General features: G+C 72.8%; 16 protein-coding genes. 3 read left to right on the plus strand and 13 right to left on the minus strand.

What is annotated here, in order from left to right; all coding sequences use genetic code 11:
- Nucleotides 1-54: 54 nt before the first annotated feature.
- From pheT to infC, 7 genes are all read right to left on the minus strand, one after another.
- Complete coding sequence (pheT, locus tag ACZ4MF_RS26415; RefSeq protein WP_467494404.1) at nucleotides 55-2,577, minus strand: phenylalanine--tRNA ligase subunit beta; 2,523 nt, start codon at nucleotides 2,575-2,577, stop codon at nucleotides 55-57.
- On the minus strand, nucleotides 2,577-3,698 hold the full coding sequence (pheS, locus tag ACZ4MF_RS26420) for a phenylalanine--tRNA ligase subunit alpha (protein WP_467494405.1): 1,122 nt from the start codon (nucleotides 3,696-3,698) through the stop codon (nucleotides 2,577-2,579). The genes pheT and pheS overlap by 1 nt, the downstream gene beginning before the upstream one ends.
- A 125-nt stretch (nucleotides 3,699-3,823) precedes the next feature.
- Nucleotides 3,824-4,966 (minus strand): sensor histidine kinase, encoded by a 1,143-nt coding sequence (locus ACZ4MF_RS26425; RefSeq protein ID WP_467494406.1) that lies wholly within the window; start codon nucleotides 4,964-4,966, stop codon nucleotides 3,824-3,826.
- A gap of 50 nt (nucleotides 4,967-5,016) precedes the next feature.
- On the minus strand, nucleotides 5,017-5,871 hold the full coding sequence (locus ACZ4MF_RS26430) for a TrmH family RNA methyltransferase (RefSeq protein WP_467494407.1): 855 nt from the start codon (nucleotides 5,869-5,871) through the stop codon (nucleotides 5,017-5,019).
- Nucleotides 5,872-6,089: 218 nt separating this feature from the next.
- Entirely contained in the window at nucleotides 6,090-6,473 is a 384-nt protein-coding gene (gene rplT, locus ACZ4MF_RS26435; protein WP_071377579.1) for a 50S ribosomal protein L20, read from the minus strand.
- Nucleotides 6,474-6,578: 105 nt separating this feature from the next.
- On the minus strand, nucleotides 6,579-6,773 hold the full coding sequence (rpmI, locus tag ACZ4MF_RS26440) for a 50S ribosomal protein L35 (RefSeq protein ID WP_071377580.1): 195 nt from the start codon (nucleotides 6,771-6,773) through the stop codon (nucleotides 6,579-6,581).
- Between the two features lie 112 nt (nucleotides 6,774-6,885).
- Nucleotides 6,886-7,548, minus strand: a complete 663-nt coding sequence (gene infC, locus ACZ4MF_RS26445) for a translation initiation factor IF-3 (RefSeq protein WP_030654735.1) — start codon at nucleotides 7,546-7,548, stop codon at nucleotides 6,886-6,888.
- Nucleotides 7,549-7,922: 374 nt separating this feature from the next.
- On the opposite strand from infC, the gene ACZ4MF_RS26450 reads away from it, so the two are divergent.
- The gene (locus ACZ4MF_RS26450; RefSeq protein WP_071377581.1) at nucleotides 7,923-8,279 is read left to right on the plus strand and encodes a DUF1844 domain-containing protein; all 357 of its coding nucleotides are present in this window, start codon (nucleotides 7,923-7,925) and stop codon (nucleotides 8,277-8,279) included.
- A 1-nt stretch (nucleotide 8,280) separates the two neighbouring features.
- On the opposite strand, the gene ACZ4MF_RS26455 is transcribed toward ACZ4MF_RS26450, so the two are convergent.
- Complete coding sequence (locus tag ACZ4MF_RS26455; RefSeq protein WP_467494408.1) at nucleotides 8,281-9,012, minus strand: SseB family protein; 732 nt, start codon at nucleotides 9,010-9,012, stop codon at nucleotides 8,281-8,283.
- Nucleotides 9,013-9,144: 132 nt separating this feature from the next.
- On the opposite strand from ACZ4MF_RS26455, the gene ACZ4MF_RS26460 reads away from it, so the two are divergent.
- Nucleotides 9,145-10,092, plus strand: a complete 948-nt coding sequence (locus ACZ4MF_RS26460; RefSeq protein WP_467494409.1) for a serine hydrolase — start codon at nucleotides 9,145-9,147, stop codon at nucleotides 10,090-10,092.
- A gap of 62 nt (nucleotides 10,093-10,154) precedes the next feature.
- Here the strand turns inward: ACZ4MF_RS26460 and mycP are convergent, their stop codons facing one another.
- Complete coding sequence (gene mycP / locus ACZ4MF_RS26465; protein WP_467494410.1) at nucleotides 10,155-11,387, minus strand: type VII secretion-associated serine protease mycosin; 1,233 nt, start codon at nucleotides 11,385-11,387, stop codon at nucleotides 10,155-10,157.
- Nucleotides 11,384-12,880, minus strand: a complete 1,497-nt coding sequence (locus ACZ4MF_RS26470) for a hypothetical protein (RefSeq protein WP_467494411.1) — start codon at nucleotides 12,878-12,880, stop codon at nucleotides 11,384-11,386. Before ACZ4MF_RS26470 ends, mycP begins: the two co-directional genes overlap by 4 nt.
- A 676-nt stretch (nucleotides 12,881-13,556) precedes the next feature.
- On the opposite strand from ACZ4MF_RS26470, the gene ACZ4MF_RS26475 reads away from it, so the two are divergent.
- Entirely contained in the window at nucleotides 13,557-14,759 is a 1,203-nt protein-coding gene (locus ACZ4MF_RS26475) for an amino acid deaminase/aldolase (RefSeq protein ID WP_467494412.1), read from the plus strand.
- Nucleotides 14,760-14,769: 10 nt separating this feature from the next.
- On the opposite strand, the gene ACZ4MF_RS26480 is transcribed toward ACZ4MF_RS26475, so the two are convergent.
- The 3 genes from ACZ4MF_RS26480 to ACZ4MF_RS26490 are packed head-to-tail and all read right to left on the minus strand — an operon-like array spanning nucleotide 14,770 to nucleotide 18,304.
- Nucleotides 14,770-15,552, minus strand: a complete 783-nt coding sequence (locus tag ACZ4MF_RS26480; protein WP_356022194.1) for a 3-oxoacyl-ACP reductase — start codon at nucleotides 15,550-15,552, stop codon at nucleotides 14,770-14,772.
- A complete protein-coding gene (locus tag ACZ4MF_RS26485) occupies nucleotides 15,549-16,922 on the minus strand; it encodes an aldehyde dehydrogenase family protein (protein ID WP_362819240.1) in 1,374 nt (457 codons plus the stop codon). Before ACZ4MF_RS26485 ends, ACZ4MF_RS26480 begins: the two co-directional genes overlap by 4 nt.
- Nucleotides 16,923-16,945: 23 nt before the next feature.
- Entirely contained in the window at nucleotides 16,946-18,304 is a 1,359-nt protein-coding gene (locus ACZ4MF_RS26490; protein WP_467494413.1) for a glutamine synthetase family protein, read from the minus strand.
- Nucleotides 18,305-18,401: the final 97 nt, after the last annotated feature.

Raw genomic sequence — 18,401 nt, forward strand, 5'->3', positions numbered from 1 at the left:
GAATGAGTGAGTCTTCGCAGGCCAACCCGCATTTATGCAGTGGCGGAAGGGGTGCTAGCCCCGCAACACCGCCCCGGTGCGCTCACCCGCCAGGGCAACCGCCGCATCCCGCGCGGCGGACGCCTCGTCCACGGTCAGCGTACGGTCCCCGGCCCGGAAGCGGAGCGCGTACGCCAGCGACTTCCTGCCGTCGCCGAGCTGCTCCGCGTTCTCGTACACGTCGAACAGCCGGATGGACTCCAGCAGTTCGCCCGCGCCCTCGCGCAGCGCCGCCTCGACCTCCGCGGCCGGGACCGGCAGGTCGACGACCAGGGCGACGTCCTGTGTGGCGACCGGGAACGTGGAGATGCCCGGCGCCTGCGGGACACCGTCGCCGGCCGCCTCCAGGGCGTCGAGGTTCAGCTCCATCGCGCAGGTGCGCTCCGGCAGCCCCAGGGCCTTCAGTACACGCGGGTGCAGTTCGCCCGCGTGGCCCACGACCTGCTCCGCACCGTCGACGACGATCACCAGCTGGGCGCAGCGGCCGGGGTGCCACGGGCCGTACCGGCCCTTGCGGACGGTCAGTTCGGCACCGGCCTCACGGGCGACGGCGCGCGCCGCCTCCACCGCGTCGGCCCAGTCGGCCGGACGGCCCTTGCCCCACCAGCCGGCCTGCTCGCGCGCACCGGCGAGAACGGCGGCCACGTGCCGCGGCTGCTCGGGCAGCGCGGCGTTCAGCGCGGCGATCTCCTCGTCGGTCGGCCGCCGGTCGACGGGCAGATGGAAGGCGGCCTTCTGCTCATCGCGCGGGTGGAAGACCAGACCGGTCTCGAACAGGGCGAGGTCGTGGCTGCCCCGGCCGGCGTTGCGGCGCAGCGCGCCGAGCAGGCCCGGCAGCAGCGTCGTACGGAGCGCGGGCTCCTCGTCGCTCAGCGGGTTGACCAGCTTGACGACGCGGCGGGCCGGGTCGTCGGAGTCCAGGCCGAGCTGGTCGAAGACCTGCTCGCCGACGAACGGGTAGTTCGGCGCCTCGACGTAGCCCGCGCCGGCCAGCGCACGGCCGGCCCGGCGGTGCAGTCGCTGCCGGTGGGTCAGGCCGCGCTGCGAGGGGAGCTTGGGGAGCGTGGAGGGCAGGTTCTCGTAGCCCTCCAGGCGGATGACCTCTTCGGCCAGGTCGTTCGGGTCGACCAGGTCGGGCCGCCAGGACGGGACGGTGACGATCAGCTCGTCCTGCCCGTACACGTCGCAGCCGACCTGCTGGAGGCGGCGCACGACGCTCTCGCGGCCGTAGTCGACGCCCGCGACCTTGTCGGGGTGGTTCGCCGGGATGGTGATGGTGTGCGGGGCCGAGGGCGCGATGATCTCGGTGACACCGGCCTCCGCCGTGCCGCCCGCGAGCAGGACCAGCAGGTCCACCGTGCGCTGTGCGGCGGCCGCGGCGGCCTGCGGGTCGACGCCGCGCTCGAAGCGACGGGACGCCTCGGACAGCAGCTTCTGGCGGCGGGACGTACGGGCGATCGCGACGGCGTCGAAGTGGGCCGCCTCGATGACCACGTCGGTGGTGCCGTTGACGCCGTCCTCGGTGACCTCGTGGTCGGCGATCTCCGTGTTGGCGCCGCCCATGACACCCGCCAGGCCGATCGGGCCGCGGTCGTCGGTGATGACCAGGTCCTCGGCGTGCAGCGTGCGCTCGACGCCGTCGAGGGTGACGAGCTTCTCGCCCTCCTGGGCCCGGCGCACACCGATGGTGCCCTGGACCAGGGACCGGTCGTAGGCGTGCAGCGGCTGGCCCAGCTCCATCATCACGTAGTTCGTGATGTCGACGGCGAGCGAGATCGGGCGCATGCCGACCTTCTGCAGCCGGCGCTGGAGCCAGATCGGGGAGCGGGCCTCGGGGCGCAGGCCGGTGACCGTGCGCGCGGTGAAGCGGTCGCAGCCGAACGGGTCGGTGACCTGGACCGGGTAGCCGTAGGCGTTCGGGGCCGGCACGTCGATCAGGGCCGCATCGCGCAGCGGCAGGCCGTAGGCGATGGCGGCCTCGCGGGCGACGCCGCGGATGGACAGGCAGTCGCCGCGGTTGGCGGTGACGGCGATGTCCAGGACCTCGTCTACCAGCTCCAGCAGCTCGATGGCGTCCTTGCCGACCTCGGTCTCCGGCGGCAGCACGATGATGCCGTGGGTGCCGTCGTCGCCCATGCCCAGCTCGTCGGTGGAGCAGATCATGCCGTGGGACGTCTTGCCGTACGTCTTGCGGGCGGCGATGGAGAAGCCGCCGGGCAGGGTGGCGCCGGGGAGGACCACGACGACCTTGTCGCCGACCGCGAAGTTGCGGGCGCCGCAGACGATCTCCTGGGGCTCACCCGTGCCGTTGGCCTGGCCGACGTCGACGGTGCAGAAGCGGATCGGCTTCTTGAAGCCCTCCAGCTCCTCGATGGTCAGCACCTGGCCCACGACCAGCGGGCCCTTGAGGTCGGCGCCGAGCTGCTCGACGGTCTCGACCTCCAGGCCGGCCGAGACGAGCTTCTCCTGGACGTCGCGGCCGGATTCCGTCGCCGGCAGGTCGACGTACTCCCGCAGCCAAGAAAGCGGGACCCGCATCAGATCTCCATCCCGAACGGCCGGGTGAACCGGACGTCACCCTCGACCATGTCTCGCATGTCTTCGACGTTGTGGCGGAACATCAGCATCCGCTCGATGCCGAACCCGAAGGCGAAGCCGCTGTACTTCTCCGGGTCGACGCCGCAGGCGGTGAGCACCCGCGGGTTGACCATGCCGCAGCCGCCGAGCTCGATCCAGCCCTCGCTGGAGCAGGTGCGGCAGGGCCGGTCGGGGTTGCCGACGGACTCGCCCTTGCAGACGTAGCAGAGCATGTCCATCTCGGCGCTCGGCTCGGTGAAGGGGAAGAAGTTCGGCCGCAGCCGGGTCTTCATGCCCTCGCCGAACAGGGACTGGACCATGTGGTCCAAGGTGCCCTTGAGGTCGGCCATGGTCAGGCCCTCGTCCACGGCGAGCAGCTCGACCTGGTGGAAGACGGGCGTGTGCGTGGCGTCCAGCTCGTCGGTGCGGTAGACGCGGCCGGGGCAGATCACGTAGACCGGAAGCTCGCGCTCCAGCAGGGAGCGGATCTGCACGGGCGAGGTGTGGGTGCGCAGGACGACGCCGGACTCGGTGCCGCCGTTCCGGCCCTGCACGAAGAACGTGTCCGCCTCACCGCGGGCCGGGTGGTCCGGGCCGATGTTGAGGGCGTCGAAGTTGAACCACTCGGCCTCGACCTGCGGGCCCTCGGCGACCTCGTAGCCCATGGCCACGAAGATGTCCTCGATGCGCTCGGACAGCGTGGTCAGCGGGTGCCGGGCGCCGGCCGGGACGCGGTCGTACGGCAGCGTGACGTCGACCGACTCCTCCACGAGGACGCGGGCGTCGCGCTCGGCCTCCAGCTCGCTCTGGCGGCCCGCGAGGGCCTTGTTGACGGCGCCGCGGGCCATGCCCACGCGCTTGCCGGCCTCGGCCTTGGCGTGCGGGGGCAGGGCGCCGATCTCGCGGTTGGCGAGGGCCAGCGGGGAGGCCGGGCCGGTGTGGGCGACCTTGGCCTCGTGGAGCGCGTCGAGGGAGTCCGCGGCGGCGAAGGCGGCGAGCGCCTCGTCCCGCATGCGCTCGATCTCTTCCGGTTTCAACGCCTCGACCTCTACAGGGTCGTACGACTTATTCGGTGCCGACATCTCTTCCCGTGCTTCCGATTGGCTGGCGGATGGTCCCCGAGACCGTTGGTGGGCCGTGTGAAGGACACAAAGGTGCCAAAGGCCGAGTCTAACGGGGTGGAGGTGGACGAAGAGCCCGTGGGCCGTCAGGCGAGATACGCCGGGGCCGCCACGGGCAACGTAAATCGGAACTCGGCGCCACCGACGGAGGCGCGGCCGACCGTGATGGTGCCGCCGTGGGCCTCGACGATGCCCTTGACGATGTACAGCCCAAGACCCGTGCCGCCGCGCTTGCTGCCCCGCCAGAAGCGGGTGAAGACGCGGTTCATGGATGCCTCCGGGATGCCGGGTCCTTCGTCGCTCACCGTGACCGACGTGCCGGTTTCCTCGCCGTCGCGCGGGGATGCGCAGGGCGTGACGTCAATGGTGACGGTTCCCTCGCCGTGTCGCACCGCATTTTCGATCAGGTTGCTCAGCACCTGGTCGACCTTGTCGGGGTCGGCCCACAGGGCGGGCAGCGGCCGTTCGATGCGGAGCAGGAAGCGGTCGGCGGGCTGGCCGGCGGCGACGTAGGCCTGGATGTGCCGGGAGACGGCGGCCCCGATGTCGACGGGCTGCCGGCGCACCTCCAGGCGCCCGCTGTCGATCCGCGAGATGTCCAGCAGCTCGGCGATGAGGCGGGTGACCCGGTCGGCGTCGGCGTCGACGGTCTCCAGCATCAGCCGCTTCTGGTCGTCGGTGAAGCGTTCCCACTTGGCGAGGAGGGTGGCCGTGAAGCCCTTCACGGAGGTCAGCGGGGAACGCAGCTCGTGGGCGACGGTCGCTATCAGCTCGGCGTGGCTGCGCTCGGTACGGCGGCGGGCCTCGGTGTCGCGCAGCGAGACGAGAACGCGCCGGACGGGCCCGAGGGGCTCGGCGCGGATGTAGCGGGCGGAGACGAGCACCTCCCGCCCGCCGGGCAGCAGCAGATTCCGCTCCGGCTGCCGCACCCGGATGGCCAGCCCGCCGTACGGGTCGGTGAGCTGCCACCACCGGCGCCCCTCCAGGTCCTCCAACGGCAGCGCCTTCTCCAGGGGCTGCCCGAGGGCGTCGGCGGCGCGTACGGCGGTGATCCGGCTGGCGGCGGTGTTGAAGCAGACCACGCGCCCGCGCTCATCGGCGATGACGAGTCCGTCGGGGAGCTGGTCGGGGTCGAGGCCCGCGGGATCGCCGCACCGGGACGCGGCTGCCCGCCGCTCGTCCTGTCCCTCCGGTCCCCCCGGCGCGGTGCTCGTGCCGGCCACACTCATCCCCGTACCCCACCTCTCAGACGGCGCAGGGCCCCGAGTTCGTCACCCTACTAGCTCTCGGTGACGGAGCGGCACCCTCCGGAGGCGCGCTGTGCACGGGCCGACGCGTAGAGACATACGGCGGCGGCGGTGGCGAGGTTCAGGCTCTCGGCCTTTCCGTGGATGGGGACGCGGACGACGGCGTCGGCGAGCGCGCGGGTCTCCTCGGGCAGCCCCCAGGCCTCGTTCCCGAACACCCAGGCGGTCGGCCCGCCCATGGTCCCCTTGTCCAGCTCCTCGTCGAGGTCGCGGTCCCCGGCGCCGTCGGCGGCGAGGATGCGCACACCGGCGTCCGTCAGCCCGCGCACGGCCTGCTCGACGGGCACGCCGACGGCGACGGGCAGATGGAAGTGGGAGCCCACGGAGGCGCGTACGGCCTTGGGGTTGTACAGGTCGACGGAGGCGTCGGTGAGGATCACGGCCTCGGCCCCGGCGGCGTCGGCACAGCGCAGCACGGTCCCCGCGTTCCCGGGATCCCGCACATGGGCGAGCACGGCGACCAGCTTCGGCCGGGCGGCGAGGATGTCCGCGAACGGCGTGTCCAGGAAGCGGCACACGCCGACCAGCCCCTGCGGGGTCACGGTGGTGGAGATGTCGGCGATGACGTCCTCGGAGGCGAGGTGCACCCGGGCGCCCACGGTCCGCGCGGCGCCGATGATGTCGGCGTACCGCTCCCCGGCCTCGACGGTGGCGAACAGCTCGACGAGGGTCGGCTCACCCCCGGCCCGATGCCCGGCCGCCTCCCTGACGGCCTGCGGCCCCTCCGCGAGAAACAGCCGGTCCTTCCCCCGAAAATTCCGCTTCGCCAACCGCCGGGCGGCGCTCACACGGGCGGACCGGGGAGAAATCAGCTCGGGGGTCGGCATTCCGTCCTTCACCTTCAGAAAGTCTCACTCTGGGGCGCCGCCGGGCCGCAGCATGCCCAGGGGCGCGGGGCCGTGTCGATATGCGACTCCGCCGCGTGGGCGCGACAAGCCCCACCGGCCCGCAGCCGAACGAACCACATGCGGACCCCAACAACAGGACCCGCAAGCTGAAGAGCTTGCGGGTCCCACAGTCACGTCGGCCTAAAGCCAGCGCAGCGTCACGCGGCCTTGGGCGCGTTGACGTCCGACGGCAGCGCCTTCTGCGCGACCTCGACGAGCGCCGCGAAGGCGTTCGCGTCGTTCACGGCCAGCTCGGCCAGGATCTTGCGGTCGACCTCGACGTTCGCGGCCTTCAGACCCTGGATGAAGCGGTTGTAGGTCATGCCGTTGGCGCGGACAGCGGCGTTGATGCGCTGGATCCACAGCTGACGGAAGTCGCCCTTGCGCTTCTTGCGGTCGTTGTAGTTGTAGACCAGCGAGTGGGTGACCTGCTCCTTGGCCTTGCGGTACAGGCGCGAACGCTGACCGCGGTAGCCGGAGGCCTGCTCGAGGATCGCCCGGCGCTTCTTGTGGGCGTTGACTGCCCGCTTGACGCGTGCCACTTGTTAACTCCTTGTAGCGGGGTCGTGGTGGTACCCACACGACCCGGAAACGACTGGGTCCCGGTCCTGACGTGCGGCGCTCAGTGGTGGCGAGCGCCGGTCACGTCACTTGCCGAGAAGCTTCTTGATCTTCGCGGTGTCGCCCGGGGCCATCTCCGCGTTGCCGGTGAGGCGACGCGTGACGCGGGAGGACTTGTGCTCAAGCAGGTGGCGCTTGCCGGCGCGCTCGCGCAGCACCTTGCCGGAGCCGGTGATCTTGAAGCGCTTGCTGGCACCGCTGTGCGACTTGTTCTTCGGCATAGCGCCGTTATCTCCTCGTCGGTGGCGCTCCGGTGCCCGGTCGCGAAACCGGGCACGGTGGAGCGTCGCTCTTCTCTGGGTTACATCCACTGGGGACTGCCGTCCCCCGGGATCACGCCTCGGCGGGCTCCTCGGAAGGTGCCTCAGCCTCGGCAGGGTTCTGCGACTTACCGGGGTTCGCCTTCGCCTCGGCCTTGCGGGCTTCCTGCGCCTGCCGGGCCTCGGCCATGGCCTCGGTCTTCTTCTTGTGCGGACCGAGGACCATGATCATGTTGCGGCCGTCCTGCTTCGGGTTCGACTCGACGAAACCGAGGTCCTGGACGTCCTCCGCGAGGCGCTGCAGCAGTCGGTAGCCCAGCTCGGGCCGGGACTGCTCGCGACCACGGAACATGATCGTGATCTTGACCTTGTCGCCCTGCTTGAGGAACCGGACGACGTGACCCTTCTTGGTGTCATAGTCGTGCGGGTCGATCTTCGGCCGGAGCTTCATCTCCTTGATGACCGTGTGCGCCTGGTTCTTGCGCGCCTCACGGGCCTTCATGGCCGACTCGTACTTGAACTTCCCGTAGTCCATGAGCTTGCACACGGGCGGACGGGCGTTCGCCGCGACCTCGACCAGGTCCAGGTCGTACTCCTGCGCAAGCTCCAGTGCCTTAGCGAGCGGGACAATGCCCACCTGCTCGCCACTGGGACCGACAAGTCGCACCTCGGGAACGCGAATCCGGTCGTTGATGCGGGGCTCGGCGCTGATGGATCCTCCTCGGTAGCACCACACGGTTGTCTGGCGGACAGCCGCGTACGTCTCTTTTCGTTAGACCTAACCGCGCCGAAGCAAAGAAAATGCCCCGGACGATCACAGGCGGGGCTCCACAACACAACCGGAGCACCGCCGCGATGCCGCGGGGCGCGATTCGGGCGACTCCATCGTCCGTACGGAACGATGGTGGCCGCCTGACCGGATGACCCGCCGTCCCGGAGGACGGTCAGGTGGGAGTTCGGAGCCTCCACTTGTGGGCCGGGAACTCTGCCATGAGGCAGGGCACGTCCGGCCGGTCGTCCACCAGATTAGCAGGATCGCTTGACAAGGCCTAATCGGGAGCCCGTCATCCCGATGATCCCCGCGGTCACGGACCGCCTATCGTGTGGGGCATGAGTGAGACCCCTCCTGAGAACCCCGACTTCGACGCGATGACCCGGGACATCGCCGAGGTCCCCGCCGTCGAGGTGATCGTGACGGTCGCCGTCAACCTGATGAGCGCCGCCGCCGTGAAGCTCGGGCTGAGCGAGGAGGGCGAGAAGTACAAGGACCTGGACGAGGCCCGCAAGCTGATCACCGGTCTCGCCGGCCTGCTGGACGCGAGCGCGACCGAGATCAGCTCCTTCCACGCGGCCCCGCTGCGCGACGGCCTGAAGTCGCTCCAACTGGCCTTCCGCGAGGCCTCGGTCGTCCCGGACGAGCCGGGCCAGGGCCCGGGCGAGAAGTACACCGGCCCGGTCTACGGCTGAGCTATCCCTTTACGTACAAGGGCTCGCCCGGAGGCGTCGTCCCGGCCGGCAGCAGTGCCAGGTCGAGGCCGCGCACCAGGCGGGCCCTCAGCGTGTCGTCCGCGGCGAGGCGGCCGGCTACCGCGCGGGCGGCCTCGGCCGGTGCCGCGGCCGGGTCGAGGACGAGGGCGAGGGTGCCGTCGGACTGTCCGGGGCCGAGGTGGGCGCGCAGCACGGCGGGCTCCGCCGCCACGGCCGTCCGCACGGCCTCCCGGACGGCCGGGTCGGCGAGCGGGTCGGTGCTGGTGCGGCCCTCGGCGAGGGCGAGCAGCGCGGGCCCGGTCAGCTCGAACGGCACCGGTCCGGCGAGGTCCAGCACGACGGTGTCGGCCTTCTCGTGCGCGGCGGCCTGGAGCGCCTGGTGCAGGGGTACGGCGACGGGGCGGGCCGCGGGGTCCCAGCGGGCGAGGGAATCGGTGGAGGTGAAGGCGGGCAGCGCGGTGCGCCCGCCGGCCTTCAGCGTGGGTACGGCCATGTCGCTGGTCTTCTCGCGGCGCAGGCCGTTCTCGTCCTCCTCGGCCTCGCCGAGCACGGCGACGACCGGGACGAGCAGGCGGGCGCCCTTCAGGGCCTCCAGGACGGGCCCGAGCGCGCTGCGGTCCTCGGCCCAGGTGGCGAGCGCGGCGCTCAGCCGGGGGTCGGCGGAGCCGTCGTCGTCGGAGAAGCCGGGGTCGGGAATGTTCTTGTTCGCCACGGTCACCGACCCTATCGGGAGGACGCCGCCCGGCCGGTGCGGGGCCGCTTTCACGGGAATCTCAGGACGCGCTGACCGTCGTCTCACCCCGGCCCGACGGGGCGCACAGTCCGCGCCCCGAGCATCGCCGCCGTGGAGTCCCCCAAAGCCCGCCATGGCCGTCGAGCACGCCCGTCCCGGCGCCGTCCGCTGCTGCACACCGTGCTCGCGGTGGTGGCCGTCGTCGGGGTCACGGCCGCGGGCACGGCGTACGTGAAGGCGCGGGCGCACCCGGGGGCGGCGGCCGTATCGTCGGCGGCGACGGCCCCGGCCTCCTCCTCGGCCGGGGCGAGCGAGGAGGCATCGGTGACGAAGGCGGCGGCGGACCGGGACGCGCGGCTGGGCGAGGCGATGGCGGCGGTGAGCGTGCCCTCGGGTGCCGAGGTCTCGGCGGCCGTGCTGGCGGTGGACTCCGGTGCGAGCGCCGGATACGGCGAGGCGGCCTTCGACACGGCGAGCATCGTCAAGGTCGACATCCTGGCCGCGCTGCTGCTCCAGGCGCAGGACGCGGGCCGAGGGCTGACGGCGGCGGAGCGGGCGTACGCGGCGAAGATGATCGAGAACAGCGACAACGCGTCCGCGACGGAGCTGTGGCACTCGATCGGCCGGGCGGACGGCCTGGACGCGGCCAACCGGCGCTTCGGGCTGACGGGCACCTCCGGCGGCGACGGCGAACTGTGGGGACTGACCCAGACCACGGCGGCGGACCAACTCACCCTGCTCCAGCAGGTGTTCGGCGGCGGCGGGCAGCTGAGCGCGGCCTCCCGGGCGTACGTCCAGGGCCTGATGGGGTCGGTCGAGGCCGACCAGCGGTGGGGGGTGTCGGCCGCCGACGACGACAACTCCTGTCCGCTGAAGAACGGTTGGCTGGCCCGCAGTACGACCGGCCTGTGGGACGTGAACAGCATCGGACGCGTGACGGTGGACGGCACCGGCTATCTGGTGGCGGTGCTGTCGAAGGGCACCGGGACCCGGGCGGAGGGCATCGCGCTGGTCGAGGCGGCGGCGCGGGCGGCGGTGTCGGCGTTCGCCGGCAAGTGATCTCGGCCTCAGAGTCAAGCGGCCTGGAATTCAGGGCACTTGACGTTTTCCCCCGGACGCCCTCAGGCCGTCCGCCTGCGCCCCAGCCACAGGACCACGACGCCCGCCACCAGCAGCACCCCGCCGGTGCTGCCGGCCAGCGGGCCCGCCCAGTCGGCGGCCGAGGAGGTGGCCTTGGGGGCGTCCGGGCCGGCCCCGAAGTACTTCTTGCCGTACGCCGTCACGCGCAGGCTCTCGGGCTGGATCCGGTCCGCCGCCTTCAGCGCGGCGGCCGGGTCGATCATGCCGAAGCCGCGGGAGTCGTCGCGGCCGCCGACCGGCGCGTCCTCCGCGGTGTCCTCCAGGAGCTTCTTGATCTGGGCCGGGGCCAGATCGGGGTGGGCGGCCTTGATCAGGGCCGCCGCGCCGGAGACGAACGCGGAGGCGGCCGAGGTGCCCCAGCCCTCGTAGTACTTGTGGTCGGGGTCGGCGATGACCACGCTCACGCCGGGCGCGCTGACCGCGGCGTACCAGCGGCGGGTGGAGAAGGCGGCGCGGGTGCCGTAGCGGTCGACGGCGGTCGCGACGATGACGCCTGGGTAGGCGGCCGGGTAGGAGATGTGGTCGCCCTTCTCCCCGCCGTTGCCCGCGGAGGCGACGACGACCACGCCCTTCTTCAGGGCGTACTGCACGGCCTCGTCCTCGCTCGGTTCGGGGTGCGCGGAGTTCGAGTCGTCGCCGAGGGAGAGGTTGATGACGTCGGCGCCGTGGTCGGCGGCCCAGCGGATGCCGTCGGCGAGGGCGTTGCCCCGGGTGGTGCGGGCCTTGGTGCGGGCGGGGTCGCCGTCCTCCAGGATCACCCGGACGGGCAGGATCTTCGCCTCGGGGGCGACGCCCATGACGCCGGCGGAATCGCCGGGTCCGTGTCCGTGCCCGGCGATGATGCCGGCCATGGCGGTGCCGTGCCGGGCCCAGGTGCGGTCGCCCTGCCTGGCGCCGAAGCCGATCATGTCCTGGCCGGGCAGGACGTTGCCGACGAGGTCGGGGTGGTCGGCCTCGACACCGGTGTCCAGGACGGCGACGGTGACCCCCTTGCCCTTGGTGGTCTGCCAGGCCTCGTCCAGGTGCAGGGCGTCGAGGCCCCACTGCTGGGCGCGGATGCCGTCGGCGTGGGCCGCGCCGGCCGGCAGCACGGCGAGGGCGCCGGCGAGCAGCAGGCTCACGGCGGCCGCGGCGGGGGGCGCGGCGCGGCGGGCCCGTATCGGGCGCCGCGCGGAGGTTCCCGATCGGCTCGTGCCGAGGGTCGAGCGCCTCATGAAGGGTTCTCCGTGGCCGTGCCGATGTGCTGGCGCAGGCGGCGTTCGATGCGCTCGGCCAGGCCCTGGGCCTCGTTGCCGAGACCGGCCTGGGCGGGTGCGGTGGTGGCGGTCGGGCTGACGGCGTCGGCGGCGGGCTGGGGCGCGTCGGCCGCACGGCCGTCGGCCCAGCCGGAGACGGCGTAGGCGACGACGGGGGCGTCGGTGAGGACGGAGACGGTCCAGGAGGCGCGCTGCTTGTCGCCGAAGCCGGCCGCGACGGTGCCCGCGGGGGCGTACGGCCGGGGCAGCAGGTCGGTGCGCCGGTCCAGGTGCTCGGTGCGGAAGCGGGCGGCGAGCGCGGACATGGCGGCGGGGTCGGCGTCGGTGAAGAGCAGGCCGACGGTGGTGACGTAGCTCTGTGTGGCGTCGGTGTAGGTGGCGCGCAGCAGCCGGCGGCAGCCGACCGGGGCGAGGACCTTCCGGAGCAGCGGGTCGAAGGCGTGGGCGCAGCCGCTGTCCGGGGCCACGGCGATCCTGGTCCAGGTGCGGTCGGCGCCGCCGGGTCCGGCTCCGGTGCCCTGGACGGTGGGCGGGAAGAGCTGGTCGACGGGCACGTTGTGCCAGAGCGCGGCGGTGGTGGTGAAGTGGTCGGCGGCGGTGTCGGTCCCGCCGCCGCCGGTGAGCCAACTCCCGGCCGCGGCACCGCCGATGAGGCCGAGCCCGAGCACGAGACAGGTGGCGGCGACGGCCGTGCGCCGGCCCGCCCGGAGCCGGGACGGCTCGCTGAAGGCCTCGGGCCGCCCGAACGACACGACGGGGCGCGCGGCCGCGCCGGCGCTCCAGGACAGCGCCGGGTCCGGTACGGCGACGCGCGGGAGCGGACCGGCGGGGTGGGCGGGCTCCAGGGGGCTCCAGCCGCCCGTCGTACCGGAACCGGCCCCGGTACGGCGCGCACCGGCCGCTGCGGCGGACGCGGACGCCTGCGCGGACGCGGACGCCTGCGCGGACGCGGGCGCGGCGGCGGCTCCGGCGCGCGGCGGCTTCGGGAAACCGGGGACCGGCGCGGGAATCGGCCGGAGCCGGGTCGTGGTCTCCGCCGCCGTGGGTTCCGGGACCTTGGGGTCCTTGGAGTCCGGAGCCGCCGGTCCCGGAGCCGTGGATCCCCGTCCCGGTGCCGTGGGTTCGGACGCGGGTACCGGGCGGAGCCGGGTCGTCGTCTCCGACGCGGTCTCGGCGGGGGCCACCGGCCGACGGGACCCCTGCCCGGTCTGCCCGGGCCGCTGGCGGCCCTGGCGCCCCGGGCGCGGCGGTGCGTCGGGGAACCGGGCCGAGGCGGGCGGTGGCGGCGGGCTCACGGGATCGGCGCCCTCGGGCACGACCGGCTTCGCCCCGGCGCCGGTGGTCTGCTCCTCGCGCGCGAAGTCCCCGCCGGACGGCCGGCCGGCGCGCGGTGTGAAGACGGAGGGCTCGTCGTCGGGGTCGTCGGCCGGGGCACTGTCGGCCGGCCGCACGGGTCCGGTGCCGACCGGGCGGCCGGGTGCGGCCGACGGTCGTGCCGGGGTCTGCGGCCGGGCCGGGCCGGCGGGGCGGGGCGCGCCGGCGGAACCCGCCGGACGGGTCGTGGCCGCCGGACGCGGCGGAGCCGGGGCCCCTCCCGGCGCTCCCGCACCCGGCGGGCGCGGCGGGTTCGAGGGGGCGGGCGGCGCGGCCGGACTCGCCGCGGAGGACGACCGCGGCGACGTGAACGCGTCCTGCGGACTCGGCGCGGCGGAAGGCCGCGGCGGTGCGGAAGGTGCCGGCGCGCCGGGCAGTGCCTGCGGGGAAGCGGGAGCGGACAGTCCCTGCGGAGAGGAGTGACCGGGCGGGGTCGACGGTCGTGGCGGCACCGGGGCGCGGCGCGCTTCCGTGCTCATGCACCCCCCGTTTCCTCGTGCCCGGGCCGTCGTCGCGTACGCGGGCCGTTCCACTCCTCGGCCGCACCCGGTGCGCACAGCTCCGTCCGGGCACGCATACCCGTACGGCTGGACCGGCATCCCGGTTCAGGTGAAGCGGCCGGGCGTGTTCCGCCGTACGTGCGCGTCACTCTACGGGTTGTCCCTGAGAGAAGGAGAACCAGTACACGCGCCGGGGGCATCTGCCCGGAACGTCCCCCTACCCTGCGGTAATCCTGTCTGGCAGGCTTCCGTCATGACTGCGCTCGCCGCTGACCGGGCCCGTTACGACCGGGCCACCGCCCATCTCGACGCCCCCCTCGCGATCGTGGACCTGGACGCCTTCGACGCCAACGCGGAGGATCTGGTCCGCCGGGCCGCCGGGAAGCCGGTCCGGGTCGCCAGCAAGTCGGTTCGCTGCCGGGCCCTGCTCGAACGGGTCCTGGCCAGGGACGGCTTCCGGGGCATCATGTCGTTCACCCTGGCCGAGTCGCTGTGGCTCGCGCGCTCCGGGTTCGACGACATCCTGCTGGCGTATCCCTCCGCCGACCGGACCGGCTTCGCCGAACTTGCCGCCGATCCCAAGCTCGCCGGTGCCGTCACCGTGATGGTGGACGACGTCGCCCAGCTCGACCTCATCGACGCCGCCCGGGACGGGGGGCGCGAAGTGGTCCGGGTCTGCCTGGAGTTGGACACCTCGCTGAAGCTGCTGGGCGGCCGGGTGCGGGTCGGCGCCCGGCGCTCTCCGCTGCACGCCCCCGGCCAACTCGCCGACATGGCCCGTTCGGTGGCCCGGCGGCCGGGGTTCCGGCTGGTGGGGATCATGGCGTACGAGGGTCACATCGCCGGGGTCGGCGACTCCCTGGCCGGACGGCCGCTGCGGTCCCGCGCCGTGCGGCTGATGCAGGCGGCGGCCCGCCGGGAACTGGCCGAGCGCCGGGCCGCGGTCGTACGCGCGGTACGGGCCGTCGTGCCCGGTCTGGAGTTCGTCAACGGCGGCGGCACGGGCAGTGTGCAGCACACCGCGGCCGAGGACGCCGTGACCGAGATTGCGGCCGGTTCGGGGCTGTACGTGCCGCGGCTCTTCGACAACTACACGTCGTTCACCGGCCGTCCGGCCGCCCTGTTCGCCCAGCCCGTCGTGCGGCGGCCGGGCGTCGGGGTCGTCACCGTGCTCGGCGGCGGCTATCCCGCCTCGGGCGCCGCGGGCCCCGACCGGCTGCCGGTGCCGTATCTGCCGGAGGGGCTGGTGTACGACCCGCAGGAGGGCCCCGGCGAGGTGCAGACCCCGCTGCTCGGCTCGCCCGCCGACGATCTGCTCATCGGCGACAAGGTGTGGTTCCGGCACGCCAAGGCGGGCGAGCTGTGCGAGCGGTTCGCGGCCCTGCGGCTGATCGAGGGGGACACGGTCACGGCGACCGTGCCCACCTACCGGGGCGAAGGGCACACCTTCCTCTGACGAGCGGTCACTACACCGGCGTGACGTACGCGCCCGCGATACCGCCGTCCACCAGGAAGTCGGTGGCGTTGACGAAGGAGGAGTCGTCGCTGGCCAGGAAGGCGACGGCGGCGGCGATCTCCTCGGCCTCGGCGAACCGGCCGAGCGGGATGTGGACGAGGCGGCGGGCCGCCCGCTCCGGGTCCTTCGCGAACAGCTCCTGCAGCAGCGGGGTGTTGACGGGGCCGGGGCAGAGGGCGTTCACCCGGATCCCCTCCCGCGCGAACTGCACGCCGAGCTCCCGGGACATGGCGAGGACGCCGCCCTTGGAGGCGGTGTACGAGATCTGCGACGTCGCCGCGCCCATCCTCGCCACGAAGGACGCGGTGTTGATGATGGAGCCCCTGCGCTGCTCGCGCATGTAGGGGATGGCGGCCTTGCAGCACAGGTAGACGGAGGTGAGGTTGACCTCCTGGACGCGCTTCCAGGCCTCCAGGCCGGTCTCCAGGATGGAGTCGTCGTCGGGCGGGGAGATGCCCGCGTTGTTGAAGGCGACGTCGACGCTGCCGTAGGTGTCGTACGCGGTCTTGAACAGCGCCTCGACCTGCTCGGGGTCGGTGACGTCGGTCTTCACGAAGAGTCCGCCCACCTCGTCGGCGACGGCCTTGCCGCGGACCTCGTCGACGTCCGCGCAGACGACGTGGGCGCCCTCGGAGGCGAGCCGGCGGGCGGTGGCGAGGCCGATGCCGCTGCCGGCTCCGGTGACGACGGCGGTACGGCCGACCAGGCGGCGGCAAACAGATTCTGCGGTCACTGTGCGGGGCCCTCCGTGCTGATGAAGACGTTCTTGGTCTCGGTGAAGGCGGTCAGGGCGTCGGGGCCGAGTTCACGGCCGAGGCCGGACTGCTTGTAGCCGCCGAACGGGGTCCAATAGCGGACGCTGGAGTGGGAGTTGACGGACAGGTTGCCCGCGCGGACGGCCTGGGACACGCGCAGGGCGCGGCCGAGGTCCCGGGTCCACAGGGAGCCGGACAGGCCGTAGGGGCTGTCGTTGGCGAGGCGGATCGCGTCGGCCTCGTCGGTGAAGGGCAGCAGGACGGCGACCGGGCCGAAGATCTCCTCGCGCGCGGCTTCGCTGTCGTGCCGTTCACCGGTGAGGACGGTGGGCGGGAACCAGAAGCCGGGGCCGTCGGGGGCGCTGCCGCGCAGGGCGGGCGCGTCGTCACGGACGTACGACCGTACGCGCTCCAGCTGCTGACGGGAGATCAGCGGGCCCATCTGGGTCTTCTCGTCGGCGGGGTCGCCCACGACCACGGCGGCCAGCGCGTCGGCGAGGAACTCCCGGGCCTCCTCCAGCACCGCCTCCTGGACGAGGATGCGGGTGCGGGCGCAGCAGTCCTGGCCGGAGTTGTCGAGGAAGGAGAACGGGTCGAGGGCGGTGGTGAGGTCGGCGTCGGCGAAGACGATGTTCGGGCTCTTGCCGCCGAGTTCGAGGGTGACCGGCTTGACGAGCCTCGCGCAGCGCTCCATGACCTCGCGGCCGGTGCGGCTGGAGCCGGTGAACACGATCTTGGCGACGTCCGGGTGGTCCACCAGGGCGCGTCCGGCGGTGTGGCCGTGGCCGGGCAGCACCTGGAAGACGTGCTCGGGCAGGCCCGCCTCCAGGGCCAGTTCGGCCAGTCGCAGGGCCGTCAGCGGAGTGGTCTCGGCGGGTTTGAGGACGACCGCGTTGCCGGCCGCGAGCGCGGGGAAGGAGCCCCAGGCGGCGATCGGCATCGGGAAGTTCCAGGGGGCGATGACGCCGATGACGCCGAGCGGCTCCTGGAAGGTGACGTTCCAGCCGCCGGGGACCGGGATCTGCTTGCCGAGGAGGCGTTCGGCGCCGCCGGCCGCGTACAGCAGCAGGTCACGGGCGTTGCCGGCCTCCCAGCGGGCGTTGCCGACCGTGTGACCGGCCTCGCGGACCTCCAGCCGGGCCAGTTCCTCGGTGTGGGCGTCGACCACGTCCGCGAAGCGGCGCAGCAGCCGGGCCCGGTCGGCGGGGGCGAGGGCGGCCCACCGGGTCTGGGCGCGTACGGCCCGTACGACGGCGGCGGCCACGTCCTGTTCGCTCGCGGCGGCGACGGTGGCGACGACCTCTTCCGTGGCGGGGTTGAGGACCTTCAACTCGTCCGCATCAGACACGAATTGCCCTTTCACAGTCTGGTTCACAGGCGTTCGAAGGAGCGGCGCAGCTCCCAGTCGGTGACCGCGGCGTCGAAGGCCGCCAGCTCGACGCGCGCCATGTTGCGGTAGTGGGCCACGACCTCGTCGCCGAAGGCGGCCTTGGCGATCGGGCTGTTCTCCCACAGCTCGGCCGCCTCGCGCAGGGTGGTCGGGACGTGCTCGAAGTCCGCGGTGTAGGCGTTGCCGGGGCAGGGCTCGGGCAGTTCCAGCTTCTGCTCGATGCCGTACAGGCCGGCCGCGACGAGTCCGGCGACGGCGAGGTAGGGGTTGACGTCCCCGCCGGGCAGACGGTTCTCGAAGCGCAGCGAGCGGCCGTGCCCGACCACACGCAGCGCGCAGGTGCGGTTGTCGTGGCCCCAGGCGACGGCGGTGGGGGCGAAGGAGCCCGGCTGGAACCGCTTGTAGGAGTTGATGTTCGGGGCGTACAGGAGCGAGAACTCGCGCAGGGCGGCGAGCTGTCCGGCGAGGAAGTGCCGCATGACGTCGGACATGCCGTCGCCGTCGGCCATGGCGCTGTTCCCGTCCGCGTCGGCGAGCGAGAGGTGGATGTGGCAGGAGTTGCCCTCGCGCTCGTTGTACTTGGCCATGAAGGTGAGCGAGACGCCCTCCTGGGCGGCGATCTCCTTGGCGCCCGTCTTGTAGAGGGCGTGCTGGTCGCAGGTGACGAGGGCCTCGTCGTAGCGGAAGGCGATCTCGTGCTGGCCGGGGTTGCACTCGCCCTTGGCGGACTCGACGGTGAGGCCCGCGCCCGCCATGTCGTTGCGCAGCCGGCGCAGCAGGGGTTCGACGCGGCCGGTGCCGAGGATGGAGTAGTCGACGTTGTACTGGTTGACCGGGGTGAGCCCCTGGTAGCCCGCGTCCCAGGCCGCCTCGTAGCTGTCCTTGAAGACGATGAACTCCAGCTCGGTGCCGACCTGTGCGGTGTAGCCGAGGTCGGCGAGCCGGTCCAGCTGGCGGCGCAGGATCTGGCGGGGCGCGGCGACGACCGGGGAGGCGTCGTTCCAGGCGAGGTCGGCGACGAGCAGGGCGGTGCCGGGGTGCCAGGGGATGCGGCGCAGGGTGGTGAGGTCGGGGCGCATGGCGAAGTCGCCGTAGCCGCGCTCCCAGGAGGACATCGCGTAGCCGTCGACGGTGTTCATCTCGGTGTCGACGGCGAGGAGGTAGTTGCAGCCCTCGGTGCCGTGGTGCAGGACCTCGTCGAGGAAGAAGCGGGCGGCGAACCGCTTGCCCTGGAGCCGCCCTTGCATGTCGGGGAAGGCCAGGACGACAGTGTCGATCTCACCGCTCGCGACGAGGGCGTGCAGTTCCTCGACACTGAGCGGGGGTGTGCGGTCTGCCACGGGAGAGCCTCCTTCGGCGCCTTCGCGTTCGAGAGCGGCGCCTTCGCGCTTTTTCGGCCGGGCCAAGAGCCATAAGGTATTGCTCGAAACCATTGCT

The organism is Streptomyces sp. NPDC025793 (assembly GCF_055558375.1).

Coding starts and splice junctions, on each gene's coding strand:
- pheT (WP_467494404.1), bottom strand. CDS start 2,577: ATGCGGGTCCCGCTTTCTTGGCTGCGGGAGTACGTCGACCTGCCGGCG.
- pheS (WP_467494405.1), bottom strand. CDS start 3,698: ATGTCGGCACCGAATAAGTCGTACGACCCTGTAGAGGTCGAGGCGTTG.
- ACZ4MF_RS26425 (WP_467494406.1), bottom strand. CDS start 4,966: ATGAGTGTGGCCGGCACGAGCACCGCGCCGGGGGGACCGGAGGGACAG.
- ACZ4MF_RS26430 (WP_467494407.1), bottom strand. CDS start 5,871: ATGCCGACCCCCGAGCTGATTTCTCCCCGGTCCGCCCGTGTGAGCGCC.
- rpmI (WP_071377580.1), bottom strand. CDS start 6,773: ATGCCGAAGAACAAGTCGCACAGCGGTGCCAGCAAGCGCTTCAAGATC.
- ACZ4MF_RS26450 (WP_071377581.1), top strand. CDS start 7,923: ATGAGTGAGACCCCTCCTGAGAACCCCGACTTCGACGCGATGACCCGG.
- mycP (WP_467494410.1), bottom strand. CDS start 11,387: ATGAGGCGCTCGACCCTCGGCACGAGCCGATCGGGAACCTCCGCGCGG.
- ACZ4MF_RS26475 (WP_467494412.1), top strand. CDS start 13,557: ATGACTGCGCTCGCCGCTGACCGGGCCCGTTACGACCGGGCCACCGCC.